Origin of the sequence: Pseudomonas sp. zfem003 (assembly GCF_032621675.1) — a bacterium.
Lineage (GTDB): Bacteria > Pseudomonadota > Gammaproteobacteria > Pseudomonadales > Pseudomonadaceae > Metapseudomonas > Metapseudomonas otitidis.
The window spans coordinates 104,652-119,151 of record NZ_JAVYJG010000007.1; the positions used below are offsets into that span (position 1 = coordinate 104,652).

Genomic DNA, 14,500 nt, shown 5'->3' on the forward strand with positions numbered 1-14,500 from the left:
CGGGGTGCGTATTTTCGTCGCGGTCGAGCCGGCGGTAAACGCCCGAATCGCCGCAGGGCGCGGCGTCGGCCCGGCCGGGGTATCGCGGCCCGCGCGCCAGGCTGCCGGCAAGTACTTGTAGGCCGCCCGCGCCAGTCGCATTCTTGCCAGCGGGCCCGCAGGGAAGGATGGGCCCCGCGCAGACATTGTCTCGTCCCCATCCTGCGGATGAAGCTGGCGACACGCCGGTATCGTTCTACGCTTGCGGTGCCTCGTTCACCCTTTCTACAGCCAGGAAATAACCACAATGAGACGTTCCTTCGCGCCCATGCTCCTGACCCTCGCCGTATCCGGTGTGGCCCAGGCAGCGGATACGGTGAAGATCTACAACTGGACCGACTACATCGCCCCCGACACTGTCGCCAACTTCACCAAGGAGACCGGCATCAAGGCCGTCTACGACGTGTACGACAGCAACGAGACGCTCGACGGCAAGTTGATGACCGGCAAATCCGGCTACGACATCGTGGTGCCCTCCAACCACTTCATGGCCAAGCAGATCCAGGCCGGCGCCCTGAAGAAGCTGGACAAGTCCCAGCTGCCCAACTGGAAGAACCTCAACCCGGTGCTGATGAAGGCGCTGGAAGTGAACGACCCGGGCAACGAGCACGGCTTCCCCTACATGTGGGGCAGCACCGGCATCGGCTACAACCCCGCCAAGGTCAAGGCCGTGCTGGGCGACAACGCCCCGCTGGACTCCTGGGACCTGATCTTCAAGCCCGAGTACATGGAGAAGCTCGCCAAGTGCGGCGTTGCCATCCTCGACAACGGCCCCGAGCTGCTGCCCATCACCCTCAACTACCTCGGCCTGCCGCACCACAGCCAGAAGGCCGATGACTACAAGACCGCCCAGGCCGCGCTGCTCAAAGTGCGCCCCTACGTGCGCTACTTCCACTCCTCCAAGTACGTGGGCGACCTGGCCAACGGCGAGATCTGCGTGGCCGTCGGCTTCTCCGGCGACATCCTCCAGGCCGCCACCCGCGCCAAGGAGGCCGGCAACGGCGTCGAGGTGAAGTACTCGATTCCCAAGGAAGGCTCGCCCATGTGGTTCGACATGGTGGCCATGCCCGCCGACGCCCCGAACGAGAAGGCCGGCTACGCCTTCATGAACTACCTGCTGCGCCCCGAAGTGATCGCCGGCGTGAGCAACTACGTGAAGTACGCCAACGGCAACAGCGCCTCCGATGCCCAGGTGAACCCGGACATCAAGGCCGACCCGACCATCTACCCGCCGGAAGAGGTCATGGCCAAGCTGTTCGCCCTCGAAGCCATGCCCATGAAGCTCGACCGCATCCGCACCCGCGTGTGGAGCACGGTGAAGACCGGCAAGTAAGCCGCACCCGAACCTGAACCCGAAACGCCCCGGCTTGGCCGGGGCGTTTTCGTTGGGCTGGGCCTTCTCGTCCCTAGAGGGCGGCCTCGAAGACTTTACGGCCGGCGAACCAGGTCTTCAGCACGCGGGTATCGCGCAGGGCTTCGGGCTCCACCTGGAAGACGTCGCGGTCCAGCAGGATCAGGTCCGCCTGCTTGCCGGGGGCCAGCGAGCCGATCTGCTTGTCCAGGCCGATGGTGCGCGCCGCGTTGAGGGTGTAGGCCTGGAACATGGTCTCCCGGTCGATTGCCTCGCCCGGGTTGAGCACGCCCTTGGGCCCCTTGCGGCTGACGGCCTGGTAGATCGCCTTCCAGGGTTGCGGCGTGCTCACCGGCCAGTCGCTGGCGCCGGCGAGGGTGGCGCCATTCTTCAGCAGCGAGCGGGCCGGGTACTGGTACTGGAAGGCCATGGCGCTGATGTAGGGCTGCACCAGGTCCAGGGTGGCGTCGTCGGCGCTGGCCCAGTAGAGCTGCATGGAGGCGATCACGTCGAGCGGCTTGAAGCGGGCGAACTCCTTGGGGTTGACCATCTGTAGGTGGGTGATGGAGTGGGGGATGCCGCTGTGCCGGTCGCGGCGTGCCTGTTCGATGCCGTTGAGGGATTCGCGCACCGCGCGGTCACCGATGGCGTGCACGTGCACCAGCCAGCCACGGGCATCGGCCGCGCTGACCAGCTCGCCGAAGTGCGCCGGGTCGATCAGCAGCTCGCCGTACTTTTTGGAGTTCTTGTAGGGCTCCAGCAGGGCCGCGGTCTGCGCCGGGTACTCGGGCACGCCGTCGGCGAAGATCTTGATCCCCGGCAGGCTCAGGTTGGGGATGCCCTGGAACTGCCGGCGCACCTGGTCGAGGGTGTCCAGGTCGGCCGGGCGGCTCTTCGGGTGGGCCACCAGCAGCGCGGCGACGTGGGCGGTCAGCTCACCTTTCTCGGCCATCGCCTTGTACACCGGCAGGATGCCGAGGGTCTGGGCGGTGGGCTTGAAGTCGAACAATGGCTCGCCGGGGGCGGCGTTGGCGGCCGGGTCCATCCAGGCGGTGATGCCCAGGCTGAGGTTGTAGCGCAGGGCCGCACGGCCGGCCTCCAGCAACTGCTCGGGGGTCGCCGTCGGGTATTGCGCCAGCACCGGGTCGAGGCCGGCGTCGGCGAGGAAGCCGTTAGGGCGCATGTCTTCGTGGTGGCCGACGGTGGCCAACTGTTCGCCCTTGAGGGCTTTCACCGTGTCAGCATCGATGCCGGCGCGTTTCAGCATGGCCTGGTTGACCCAGCCGGTGTGCTGGTCCCAGCCGATGAAAGCGATGGGCACGTCCTTCCATTCGCCCTGGTTGAAGCGTCGCTCGAACTCCGCCACCTGGCTCCAGTAGGCCGAGGGCAGGCCGCCGACGCTGAGGATGTCGCCCTGGCGTGCCTTGCCGTCGTCGCGCCACTGGCGCAGGCGCCGCTCCAGCTCGTCCATGGGCAGGAACTGGGTGTCGATGTTGGCCGCCGCCAGCTCCAGGCCACCCATGACCGCATGGGAGTGGGAGTCGACGAAGCCGGGCATCAGCACCTTGCCGCCCAGGTCGACGACACGGGTGCCGGCTTCCTTGAGGCGCAGCATGTCGGCGTCGCTGCCCACCGCGCGGATCTTGCCGTCCTCCACGGCCACGGCCTGCTGCAGGGGTTGGCCGGGCTCGGCGGTGTAGACCTTGGCGTTGTGCAGGATCAGGTCCACCGCCGCCATGCTTTCCATGGAGGCACAGATGAGGGCGGTGGCCAGGAGGGTAGGGGCGAGGCGTTTCATCGGCTGGGTTCCGGTTCTTGTTGGTCTGGCGCTGAGCCTAACCAAGCCGGCGCGGCGGCAGAATGCTATGTTCGCGCACAACTTCTATGCCGGATCGGAACAGGTCGATGGACAAGCTCAGTGCCCTCTCGATGTTTATCGCTACCGCCGATCACGGCAGCTTCAGCCGCGCAGCCGAGCACCTGGGCAAGACGCCCTCGGCGCTGACCAAGGCGGTGGGCCACCTGGAATCCGAGCTGGGAGTGCGCCTGTTCGAGCGCACCACCCGGCGCATGGCGCTGACCGAGGCCGGGCACATCTACCTGGAGGGCGCGCGCCAGGCACTGATGCAACTGCAACTGGCCGGCGAGGAAGTGGACCAGCTGCAGCACGCGTTGCGCGGCACCCTGCGCCTCACCGCACCGCCGTCCTTCGGCCCGGCCTTCCTCAACGAGGTCTGCTGCCGCTACATGGACGCCCACCCCCAGGTGCGCCTGGAAGTGGACCTCAACGACGCCTTCGTCGACCTGATCGACGGCGGCTACGACCTGGCCCTGCGCGACGGTCCCACCGACCTGCCGGGGCTGATCGCCAGGCCCCTGGCCGATAACCGCGTCTACCTGTGCTGCACCCCGGGCTACCTGGAACGCAAGGGCATGGGGGTGACCCTGGAGAACTTCCAGCAGCACGACTGGCTGATCTTCCAGCACCCCATGCTCAACCGGCATTTCTGGTGGCTGCGCCTGGGCGAGGAGCGTATCCGCCTGGCCCATCCGGTGGCGCACCTGGCCAGCGACAACTACGACTTCCTGCTCGCCTGCCTGCTGCGCGGCCACGGCCTGCAGCCGCTCCCACGCTGGAGCGCCAAGCCGTACCTGGCCAGCGGCCAGCTGGTGCGAGTGATGCCCGAGTACCTGCTGGAGCCCGATGTCTTCGGCCCCTGGGTGCATGTGCTCTACCTCTCCCACCGCCGCCGTACCCGCAAGGTCCGGGCGTTCATCGAGATGCTGGAGGCGTATATGCAGGAGCAGGGGATCGCTTGATGGTCGGTGTCGGGCCATCGCGAATGAGTTCGCAAACAGAGGAGCCAGGCCCAACGCAACGGCGCCGACCCATTTCGCGAATGAATTCGCTCCCACGAAGAGCCAGGCCGTGCGTAGGGCAGACGTCGCTCTTTACGTCCACCAGCGGAGTTGCGGGTGACCCCGATGGTTGACCGGTGAAGCGCGGCCCCCCCTACATCCAGCACTAGGTCCGTAGGATGCGTAGCGCGCAGCGAAACCCATGCTGTCGTCGGGCCCGCTGCGCGCACCTTGGGCGAATGAATTCGCCCCTACAGGGCTGTTAGAACGTCTTGCTGACGCTCGCCACCACCGTTGCGCTGCAGGTGTCGGTGAAGCCGTAGTTGCTGGCGCACTGGCTTTCCGAAAGGTCGGTGTCGACGTAGGCGAGGCCCCAGGTGACGCCGAGGAAGTCGCGGGTCAGCTTGGCTTCCCACTCGCGGTACGACTCGCTGCCGGTGCCGCTGCGGGACCACAGCAGCGTGTCCTTGAAGTCCATGCGCCCGTAGCGCAGCTCCAGGCCGACATCGAGAGGCAGCCGGGTTTCGTAGCCGACCCAGGTGTAGAGGGTGTTCTGGTCCTCGCCGATGGCGTTCGGGGCATCGGCCGAATAGTAGGCGGCGGCCTTGAAACCGTAGGCATCGAGCACGGCGTACACCTCGCTCTGGTTGAACTGACTTTCCTTCGGGTAGGCGTACTTGATCACGCCCAGGTCCAGGCTCACCGCGTCCGTGGCCTGCCAGTACCAGCCGGCGTAGTAGTCCACCTCCTGGCGGGTCTTGAGGCCGAAGCCGTAGTCGACGTTGGAGGTCCAGGCGCCGGCGTAGAGGCCGCTGGAGTGCAGCAGCGTGACGCCGGCCTGGGCGGCCGGGTCGCCCTGGGTCTGCGAGATGCCTCGGGTGCGGTAGTCGCTGGTCAGCTTGAGGTCGATCTCGACGGCCAGGTCCTCGTTGATCGGCAAGGCGGCCTGGCTGCACAGCGGGGCCAGCGCGAGGCCGGCGAGGAGGAGGGTGGTGGAACGCTTCATGGTGGATTCCCGATCTTGTGGTTGTTATGGGCAGATGAAGGGCAAGGCTTCGCCCGACCCCCGTGCAGCGGGAGCCAGGCATCAGCGGTGGAGCGGTGTTGTTATCGGGCGGCGGTGTAGACCTCGCGGCCGCCGAACCAGGTCTTCAGCACCCGGGTTTCGGCCAGGGCCTTGGCGTCCACGGTGAACACGTCGCGGTCGAGGAGGATGAAGTCGGCCTGTTTGCCGACTGCCAGCGAGCCGATGCGCTGCTCCTGGCCGATGGCTCGGGCGGCGTTAAGGGTGTAGGCGTAGAACATCGTCTCCCGGTCCAGGCGCTCATCGGCATTGAGCACGCCTTTCTCGCCCTCGCGGGTCACGGCCTGGGCCATGGCGGCCCAGGGATTGGGCGAGGACACGGGCCAGTCGCTGGCACCGGCGAGGGTCGCCCCCTTCTGCAGCAGCGAGTGCGCCGGGTACTGGTAGCGGAAGGCGAAGGCGCTGACGTAGGGCTTGACCATGTCCAGCGTGTAGTCGTCCCCGGCGGCCCAGAGCAACTGCATGGAGGCGATCACATCGAGCGGCTTGAAGCGCGCGAACTCCCTGGGGTTCACCAGTTGCAGGTGGGTGATCGAGTGGGTGATGCCGCTCTGCCGGTCTCGGCGTGCCTGCTCGATGCCGTTGAGCGCCTCGCGCACCGCACGGTCGCCGATGGCGTGGATGTGTACGAGCCAGCCGCGTGCATCCGCCGCGCTGACCAGTTCGCCGAAATGCGCCGGGTCGATCAGCAGTTCGCCCTGCTTGTGGCTGTTGCTGTACGGGTCGATCAGCGCCGCGCTCTGCGCCGGGTACTCCAGCACGCCGTCGGCGAAGACCTTGATCCCCGGCAGGCTCAGGTTGTCGATGCCCTGGAACTGTTGGCGCACCTTGTCCAGGGTGTCCAGGTCGGCGGGGCGGCTCTTCGGGTGGGCCACCAGCAGCGCGGCGACGTGGGCGGTCAGCTCGCCCTTGTCCGCCAGGGCCTTGTACACCGGCAGCACGCCGATGGATTTCTCCGTGGGCTTCAGGGCGAACAGCGGCTCGCCCGGGGCACCGTTGGCGGCCGGGTCCATCCAGGCTGTCACGCCCAGGCTGTTGAAGGTGTTCACGGCATTCTCGCCCGCCCGCAGCAGGGTCGCGGCCTCCAGCGGTGGCAGTACGGCGGCCACGCGGTCCCAGCCGGCATCCACCAGGAAGCCGTTGGGCGCGCCGTCCTTGCCCAGGCCGATGGTGCCGCGCTCGGCCTCGGGCAGGCTGGCCAGCAGCTTGGCGTCGATGCCGGCGCGCTGGCGCATGGCGGCGTTGGCCCAGGCGGTGTGGTGGTCGCTGCCGACGAAGACGATGGGCACCCCGGCCCACTCACCCCGGTCGAAGCGCTGGCCCAACGCTTCGGCCTGGGCCCAGTAGGCCGAGGTCATCCCGCCCACGTAGAGCGCATCGCCCCGGCGCGCAGTGCCATCGTCACGCCAGGCCCGCAGGCGTTTCTCCAGCTCGTCCAGGCTCACCTGCTCATCGCCCATGTTGGCGGTGGACATCTCCAGGCCGCCGAAGATGGCGTGGGCGTGGGTGTCGATCAGCCCCGGCATCAGTGCCTTGCCGCCCAGGTCGATGCGCTGGGTGCCGGCGTCCGCCAGGGCGCTGATTTCCGCATCGCTGCCCACCGCCAGCACCTTGCCGTTCTCCACGGCGATGGCCTGCACCATCGGTCGGGCCTTGTCGGCGGTGAAGACCTTGCCGTTGAGCAGCACCATGTCGGCGCCGGCCATGGCTTCCCACGAGGCAAAAGCCAGTGCCGTGGCCAGGAGTCGAGGAACGAAGATTTTCACGGGAGCCCCCTTGTTTTTGTAGGTGTGGCGGCGAGACTAGCGGCTCGTTCCGCCGTGGATAACGGCGAGGTCACGCAAAACGCTTTTGCCCCGTTGGAAAAGTCCCATGGATAAGCTCGGTGCCATCACGATGTTCGTCGCCACCGCCGACCACGGCAGTTTCAGCCGGGCGGCCGAGCACCTGGGCAAGACCCCCTCGGCCCTGACCAAGGCCGTCAGCCACCTGGAAGCGGAACTGAGCGCGCGCCTGTTCGAGCGCAGCACCCGGCGCATCGTGCTCACCGAGGCCGGGCGGCTCTACCTGGAAACGGCGCGGCAGCTGCTGCAGCGCCTGCACGATGTCGGCGAAGAGATCGGCCAGCTGCAACACGGGCTCAAGGGCAGCCTGCGGATGACCGCGCCGCTGGCCTTCAGCCGCGCCTTCCTCGACGAAGTGTGCGCCGGCTTCCTCGCCAGCTACCCGCAGATCACCCTGCGGGTGGACCTGACCGACACCTTCGTCGACCTGGTAGAGGCCGGTTACGATCTGGCCCTGCGCGAAGGCCCCTGCGACCTGCCGGGGCTCATCGCCCGCCCGGTCGGGCGCAACCGCATCGCCCTCTGCGCCAGCCCCGACTACGTGGCGCGGCGCGGCCCCTTCAGCCTGGACGCCATCGACGCCCACGACTGGCTCAGCTACCGCCACCCGGCCCTTAGCCGGCAGTTCTGGTGGGTCGAGCGTGATGGCCAGCGCACCCGCCTGCTGCACCCGAGCGTGTCGCGGCTGGAGAGCGACAACTACGACCTGCTGCTGGCCAACGCCCTGGCAGGCATGGGGGTGATCCACGCGCCGCTGTGGAGCGCCGCTCCCTACCTGGCCGACGGGCGCCTGGTGAACCTGCTGCCGGATCATGAGATCGACCCGGATGCCTTCGGCGACCGCATCCTCGCCGTCTACCCCAGTCACCGCCGGGCCACCGGCAAGGTGCTGGCCTTCATCGACTACCTGGCGGCCTACCTGCGCGACCGCGGGCTGGCCTGAGCCCCCTTCGCCGGGCTGCAACGCGACCCGCGAGTCAGTCCGGGGCGGCGCTTTTTTTCGGCCCGGCCTGTGGCTAAGCTCGCTGTTCCGACACCACAGCCGAGTGTGAGTCCATGACGCAGCAATGGCCGGCCGCCGACATCGCGCGCCTGATCCTCGAAGGGTTCGACGACTACCGGGAGCATTTCCGCCAGATCACCGACGGCGCGCGCAGCCGCTTCGAGCAGGCCCAGTGGCAGGAGATCCAGGGCGCCGCCGCGGCACGCATCGCCCTCTACGAAGACAAGGTCAGCGAAGTCAGCGAACGCCTGCGCGGCACCTTCGACGACGAGGTGCTGCTGGACGTGCAGCTCTGGCCGCTGGTCAAGAGCGCCTACATCAAGCAGATCGACCTGCGCCTGGACGACGAACTGGCCGAGACCTGGTTCAACTCCATCTTCTGCAGCCTCTTCAGCCACGACCTGATCAGCGACGGCTGCATGTTCATCCACACCACGCGGCCCTCCCTGCGCAGCCAGGAGCGTGCCCCGCAGACCCGCAGCTATCACCCGCGCGGTGATCTGCGCGAAGTGCTGCGCGAGGTCTTTGCCGACTACTGCTTCGACGTGCCCTTCGAGGACATGGAGCGCGACCTCGACCGCCTGGTGGAGCAGTTGCGCGAGAGTCTGCCCGACTGGGTCATCAAGGACCCGGAGCTGTGCATCGAGCTGTTCTCCTCCACCCTCTACCGCAACAAGGGCGCCTACCTGGTGGGCCGCATCTACAACCGTGACGAGCAGTGGCCGCTGGTGGTGGCGCTGCTGCACCGCGAGGGCAGGGGCATCCAGGCCGACGCGCTGATCACCGACGAGGCGGAGGTGTCGATCATCTTCTCCTTCACCCGCTCCTACTTCATGGTGGACGTGGCCGTGCCGGCGGAGTTCGTCGGCTTCCTCAAGCGCATCCTGCCGGGCAAGCACATCGCCGAGCTGTACACCTCCATCGGCTTCTACAAGCACGGCAAGTCGGAGTTCTACCGGGCGCTGATCAACCACCTGGCCAACACCGACGACCGCTTCGTGATGGCGCCGGGTGTGCGCGGCATGGTCATGAGCGTGTTCACGCTGCCGGGCTTCAACACGGTGTTCAAGATCATCAAGGACCGTTTCGCCCACGCCAAGACGGTGGACCGCAACACCGTGATCGAGAAGTACCGGCTGGTGAAGAACGTCGACCGCGTCGGGCGCATGGCCGACACCCAGGAGTTCGCCGACTTCCGCTTCCCCCGCGCCAAGTTCGACCCGGACTGCCTTGCTGAGCTGCTGGAGGTGGCGCCCTCCACCGTGGCGCTGGAAGGTGACACCGTGCTCATCCGCCACTGCTGGACCGAGCGCCGCATGACCCCGCTGAACATCTACCTGGAGAACGCCAGCGAACCCCAGGTGCTGGAAGCGCTGGACGACTACGGGCTGGCCATCAAGCAACTGGCTGCGGCCAACATCTTCCCCGGCGACATGCTGCTGAAGAACTTCGGCGTCACCCGCCACGGGCGGGTGGTGTTCTACGACTACGACGAGATCGGCTACCTGACGGAGATGAACTTCCGCGTCATCCCGCCGCCGCGCTACCCCGAGGACGAGATGGCCGCCGAGCCCTGGTACTCGGTGGCGCCGAACGACGTCTTCCCCGAGGAGTTCCCGCGCTTCCTGTTCGCCGACATCGGCCAGCGGCGGCTGTTCAACAAGCTGCATGGTGAGCTGTACGACGCGGCGTACTGGAAGTCCCTGCAGGAGGCCATCCGGGCGGGCAAGGTGATCGACGTGTTCCCGTACCGGCGCAAGGGGCGGGATGACACGATCCAGTGAGCGAGCCCGCAGGCAGCTGGCAGCACGCTACCCAGTTAATGCCATAAAAAACGCCGCGATCAACGCGGCGTTCTTCATTCAGGCGGGGAGGGTAGGGCTCACTGCCAGAAGCGCTGCTGCTGCAGGCGGCCCCACCAGTTCATCAGCAGGCGATCCACGCTGGCGCTGGCGGCGATGCCGAAACGCTCCGGCAGGCTCTTCTTCTCCACGTAGCTGAGCAGGAACAGCTCCGACTCGCGGGCGCGCTCGGCCAGGTACTCGTCGCTGGTGCGCAGGTCGTCCACCAGCGCCTTCTCGCGGGCGGCGGTGCCCAGCCAGACCTCGCCGGTCGCCACGTCCTCGATGGCCAGCTGCGGGCGGTACTGGGCCACGTAGTCCTTGAAGCGGTCGTGGATGTTTTCCAGGTCTTCCTGGAACTTCTCCCGGCCCTTCTCGGTGTTCTCGCCGAACACGGTGAGGGTGCGCTTGTACTCGCCGGCGGTGAGCACTTCGTAGTCCACGTCGTGCTTCTTCAGCAGGCGGTGCACGTTGGGCAGCTGGGCCACCACGCCGATGGAGCCGATCATCGCGAAGGGCGCCGCCAGGATGCGGTCCCCCACGCAGGCCATCATGTAGCCGCCGCTGGCCGCCACCTTGTCCACGCACACCGTCAGCGGCACGCCGGCCTGGCGGATGCGCGCCAGTTGCGAGGCGGCCAGGCCGTAGCTGTGCACCATGCCGCCGCCGCTTTCCAGGCGCAGCACCACCTCATCCTTGGGCGTGGCCAGGGTCAGCAGGGCGGTGATCTCGTGGCGCAGCTGGTCGGCGGCGGAGGCCTTGATGTCGCCGTCGAAGTCCAGCACGAACACCCGGGGCTTGGCCTGGGGATTCTTGCGCGCGGCCTTCTCCGCCTTGGCTTCGGCCTTGCGTTGGGCCTTGAGCGCGTCCTTGTCCAGCAGGCTCTGCTCCAGGCGCTCGCGCAGGCCTTTATAGAAGTCGTTGAGCTTGGTCACTTCCAGGTGGCCACCGCCACCACGACGGCCCCGGCCACGCAGTGCGGCAAGCATCACCAGAACGATCAGGATGGCCACCACCACGGTGACCGTCTTGGCGAGAAAGCCCGCGTAATCGGCTAGGAACTCCACATAACCCCCTTCAGGAATCGACACGCGCCCCGTCTGCGGGCGCGAAAACCGGCCAAGCATACCCGCCCCGCGCAGGGCTCCACCAGCAACTGAAAAACGGCGTCATAAACAGCGGGAATGCATTCAAACAAGCGTATGTTTTTTCGTTGACAGCCCCTGTGCTTCCCCATAACCTCGCGAAACTTTCAACGTCCCGGGACGGCAGCGTACGTGGGCAGCATCTACCTGATCCGACATGGCCAGGCCTCTTTCGGCGCCGATAACTACGACGTGCTTTCCAGCGTCGGAGTTCGCCAGGCCGAAGTCCTCGGCGAGCACTTCGCCCGCCTCGGCGTGCGCCTGGATCGATGCGTCGCCGGCAGCCTCCAGCGCCAGCGCCACACCGCCGAATCCGCCCTGGAGCGCCTGCGGGCCGCCGGCCTGGCCGCACCCGAGGTGGACGTCGACCCCGCCTTCAATGAATTCGATGCCGATGCGTTGATCCGCGCCCTGCTGCCCAGCGTGCTGGAGCAGGAGCCCGAGGCGCTGCACATCATGCGCAACGCCGCGCAGAACCGCGCCGAGTTCCAGCGGCTATTCTCCAGCCTGGTATTGCGCTGGGTGGCCGGCGACTACGACGCCCCGCAGCTGCAGAGCTGGGTCGATTTCGTCGACCAGGTGCGCGGCGGTCTGGAGCGGGTGCTGGAGCGGGCGGACAGCAAGCAGAACATCGCCGTGTTCACCTCCGGCGGCACCATCACCGCGTTGCTCCACCTGGTGGCCGGCGTGCCGGCCGACCGGGCGTTCGAGCTCAACTGGCAGATCGTCAATACTTCCCTCTCGCGCCTGAAGTTCCGGGGGCGGGATGTGGCGCTGGCTTCCTTCAACAGTCATGTGCATCTGGAGCTGTTGAGGGCGCCGGAACTCATCACCTACCGATGAGCCCGGCCCACCGGCCGCAAGGCCGTTATAAAACCTGAAAAACAAAGGATCGAACCATGACCACCGTTGCTGACATCGTCAAAAACATGCAGTCCAAGTTCAACGCCGGTGCTGCCGCTGGCCTGGACCTGGTATTCCAGTTCAACATCGAAGACGGCGACAACCACTACCTGGTCGTCAAGGACGGCACCTGCGACGTACAGCAGGGCGATGCCCCGAACCCCAACGTCACCCTGATCATGAGCACCGAGACCCTGGTCGGCATCATGACCGGTGAAACCGACGGCATGCAGGCCTTCATGGGCGGCAAGCTGCGCGCCGAAGGCGACATGATGCTCGCCATGAAGCTCGGCGAGCTGTTCCCGGTCTGATCGGCGAGGCCGAACCGGAAACACCCGAAACCGGAGTCCCTGGGCTCCGGTTTTTTTTCGCCCGGAAGGCTCTGCACCGGGCCAATCAGGCAGCCTGATCGAGTGGCAACACGCCTGCCTATAACGGTTGTTCGTGCTTGAGGCGCCCCTTCGGCGGCATTAGGCTTGCGAATAATCATGGGTCCTAATCATAAGTAGAAGGGATAAGCATGACGCTTACAGATCAGTCCACCCGCATCCGCGACGGCGAAGAGCTCGATGCCGCGGCTATCGACCCGTATCTCAAGGCGCACATCCCCGGGCTCAGCGGCACCCCGCGCATCAGCCAGTTCCCCGGCGGCGCCTCGAACCTGACCTACCTGCTGGAATACCCCGAACAGGAGTTCGTCCTGCGTCGCCCGCCGTTCGGGCACAAGGCCAAGTCCGCCCATGACATGGGCCGCGAGTTCCGCATCCTCAACCAGCTCAATGCCGGCTTCCCGTACTGCCCGAAGGCCTACGTGCACTGCACCGACGATTCGGTGATCGGCGCTGAGTTCTACGTCATGGAGCGGGTCAAGGGCGTGATCCTGCGGGCTGATGCGCCGGCCGAGCTGGGCCTGGACGAAACCCGTGCCCGCGCCCTGTGCAAGACCTTCATCGACCGCTTCGTCGAACTGCACAACGTCGACTACAACGCCTGCGGCCTGGGTGACCTCGGCAAGCCCGACGGTTACGTGCGCCGCCAGATCGAAGGCTGGAGCGACCGTTACGAGAAGGCCATGACGCCCGACGCCCCGACCTGGGAAGCGGTTCGCGCCTGGCTCAAGGACAAGATGCCCGCCGACCATGGCAAGCCCGGCATCGTCCACAACGACTACCGCTTCGACAACGTCATCCTCGACCCCAGCGACCCGCTGAAGATCATCGGCGTGCTGGACTGGGAGCTGACCACCATCGGCGACCCGCTGATGGACCTGGGCAACACCCTGGCCTACTGGATCGAAGCCAAGGACCCGGCCCCGGTGCAACTCATGCGCCGCCAGCCCAGCCACCTGCCGGGCATGCTCACTCGCCGCGAATTCGCCGACTACTACGCCGAGCGCGCCGGCCTGCCGCCCATCGACAACCTGGACTTCTACTACACCTACGGCCTGTTCCGCCTGGCCGGCATCGTCCAGCAGATCTACTACCGCTTCTTCCACGGCCAGACCCAGGACAAGCGCTTCGCCCAGTTCATCCACATGAACAAGCTGCTGGAGCAGATGAGCCTCCAGGTGATCGGCCAATCCCGGCTGTAACCGGACCACTACAAGGGGAACCCCATGTCCAAGACCCAACTGTTCGACCTCGACGGCAAGATCGCCTTCGTTTCCGGCGCCAGCCGCGGCATCGGCGAAGCCATCGCCAAGCTGCTGGCCCAGCAGGGCGCCCACGTGATCGTCTCCAGCCGCAAGATCGACGGCTGCCAGGCCGTGGCCGATGCCATCGTCGCCGAAGGTGGCAAGGCCACCGCCATCGCCTGCCACATCGGCGAAATGGAGCAGATCCAGAACGTCTTCGCGCAGATCCGCGAGCAGTTCGGTCGCCTGGACATCCTCGTCAACAACGCCGCCACCAACCCGCAGTTCTGCAACGTCCTGGACACCGACCTCTCGGCCTTCCAGAAGACCGTCGACGTCAACATCCGCGGCTACTACTTCATGTCCATCGAAGGCGGCAAGCTGATGAAGCAGAACGGCGGCGGCAGCATCATCAACGTCGCCTCCATCAACGGCGTGTCCCCCGGCGAGTTCCAGGGCATCTACTCCGTCACCAAGGCCGCTGTCATCAGCATGACCAAGGTGTTCGCCAAGGAATGCGCCCAGTACGGCATCCGCTGCAACGCCCTGCTGCCGGGCCTGACCGACACCAAGTTCGCCTCGGCGCTGACCAAGAACGACGCCATCCTCAACGTCGCCCTGCAGCGCATCCCGCTCAAGCGCGTGGCCGACCCGAGCGAAATGGCCGGCGCCGTGCTCTACCTCGCCAGCGCAGCCTCCAGCTACACCACCGGCGTGGCCCTGAACGTGGACGGCGGCTTCCTGTCCTGATCCCCGCCCGGTCCGCCAGAAGAGGGAGCCGCCAGGCTCCCTTTTTCG

12 protein-coding genes are annotated in these 14,500 nt (G+C 66.5%); 8 read left to right on the top strand and 4 right to left on the bottom strand.

Annotated features, from left to right (window positions below; all coding sequences use genetic code 11):
• Window positions 1-286: 286 nt before the first annotated feature.
• Complete coding sequence (locus RTK35_RS17330) at window positions 287-1,372, top strand: polyamine ABC transporter substrate-binding protein (RefSeq protein WP_044408495.1); 1,086 nt, start codon at window positions 287-289, stop codon at window positions 1,370-1,372.
• Window positions 1,373-1,445: 73 nt separating this feature from the next.
• Here the strand turns inward: RTK35_RS17330 and RTK35_RS17335 are convergent, their stop codons facing one another.
• Window positions 1,446-3,188 (bottom strand): amidohydrolase, encoded by a 1,743-nt coding sequence (locus tag RTK35_RS17335; protein ID WP_316908588.1) that lies wholly within the window; start codon window positions 3,186-3,188, stop codon window positions 1,446-1,448.
• A 107-nt stretch (window positions 3,189-3,295) separates the two neighbouring features.
• Here RTK35_RS17335 and RTK35_RS17340 point away from each other — a divergent pair, with 107 nt between their 5' ends.
• On the top strand, window positions 3,296-4,210 hold the full coding sequence (locus RTK35_RS17340) for a LysR family transcriptional regulator (protein WP_074968388.1): 915 nt from the start codon (window positions 3,296-3,298) through the stop codon (window positions 4,208-4,210).
• A 301-nt stretch (window positions 4,211-4,511) separates the two neighbouring features.
• Here RTK35_RS17340 and RTK35_RS17345 read toward each other — a convergent pair whose 3' ends face one another.
• Together RTK35_RS17345 and RTK35_RS17350 are read right to left on the bottom strand one after the other, a co-directional pair.
• Window positions 4,512-5,255 carry a TorF family putative porin gene (locus RTK35_RS17345; RefSeq protein WP_316908589.1) on the bottom strand — a complete coding sequence of 248 codons (744 nt, stop codon included), beginning with the start codon at window positions 5,253-5,255 and terminating at the stop codon, window positions 4,512-4,514.
• 101 nt (window positions 5,256-5,356) lie between these two features.
• Window positions 5,357-7,099, bottom strand: a complete 1,743-nt coding sequence (locus RTK35_RS17350; RefSeq protein WP_316908590.1) for an amidohydrolase — start codon at window positions 7,097-7,099, stop codon at window positions 5,357-5,359.
• A gap of 106 nt (window positions 7,100-7,205) precedes the next feature.
• Between RTK35_RS17350 and RTK35_RS17355 the strand changes: the two genes are divergently transcribed.
• Both RTK35_RS17355 and aceK read left to right on the top strand, forming a co-directional pair.
• The gene (locus RTK35_RS17355) at window positions 7,206-8,120 is read left to right on the top strand and encodes a LysR family transcriptional regulator (RefSeq protein ID WP_142007902.1); all 915 of its coding nucleotides are present in this window, start codon (window positions 7,206-7,208) and stop codon (window positions 8,118-8,120) included.
• A 113-nt stretch (window positions 8,121-8,233) separates the two neighbouring features.
• A complete protein-coding gene (aceK, locus tag RTK35_RS17360) occupies window positions 8,234-9,964 on the top strand; it encodes a bifunctional isocitrate dehydrogenase kinase/phosphatase (protein ID WP_044408484.1) in 1,731 nt (576 codons plus the stop codon).
• A gap of 98 nt (window positions 9,965-10,062) precedes the next feature.
• Here aceK and sohB read toward each other — a convergent pair whose 3' ends face one another.
• Entirely contained in the window at window positions 10,063-11,088 is a 1,026-nt protein-coding gene (gene sohB / locus RTK35_RS17365; protein WP_282886091.1) for a protease SohB, read from the bottom strand.
• Between the two features lie 210 nt (window positions 11,089-11,298).
• On the opposite strand from sohB, the gene RTK35_RS17370 reads away from it, so the two are divergent.
• The 4 genes from RTK35_RS17370 (at window position 11,299) to RTK35_RS17385 (ending at window position 14,452) form a co-directional block, all read left to right on the top strand.
• Window positions 11,299-12,009: a histidine phosphatase family protein gene (locus RTK35_RS17370; protein ID WP_316908591.1), complete on the top strand. Its 711-nt coding sequence runs from the start codon at window positions 11,299-11,301 to the stop codon at window positions 12,007-12,009.
• Window positions 12,010-12,065: 56 nt separating this feature from the next.
• Window positions 12,066-12,380: an SCP2 sterol-binding domain-containing protein gene (locus RTK35_RS17375; RefSeq protein ID WP_021221784.1), complete on the top strand. Its 315-nt coding sequence runs from the start codon at window positions 12,066-12,068 to the stop codon at window positions 12,378-12,380.
• A 209-nt stretch (window positions 12,381-12,589) separates the two neighbouring features.
• Window positions 12,590-13,660: a phosphotransferase family protein gene (locus RTK35_RS17380; RefSeq protein ID WP_044408457.1), complete on the top strand. Its 1,071-nt coding sequence runs from the start codon at window positions 12,590-12,592 to the stop codon at window positions 13,658-13,660.
• Between the two features lie 24 nt (window positions 13,661-13,684).
• Complete coding sequence (locus RTK35_RS17385; protein WP_044408455.1) at window positions 13,685-14,452, top strand: SDR family oxidoreductase; 768 nt, start codon at window positions 13,685-13,687, stop codon at window positions 14,450-14,452.
• The last annotated feature ends 48 nt before the right edge of the window (window positions 14,453-14,500 follow it).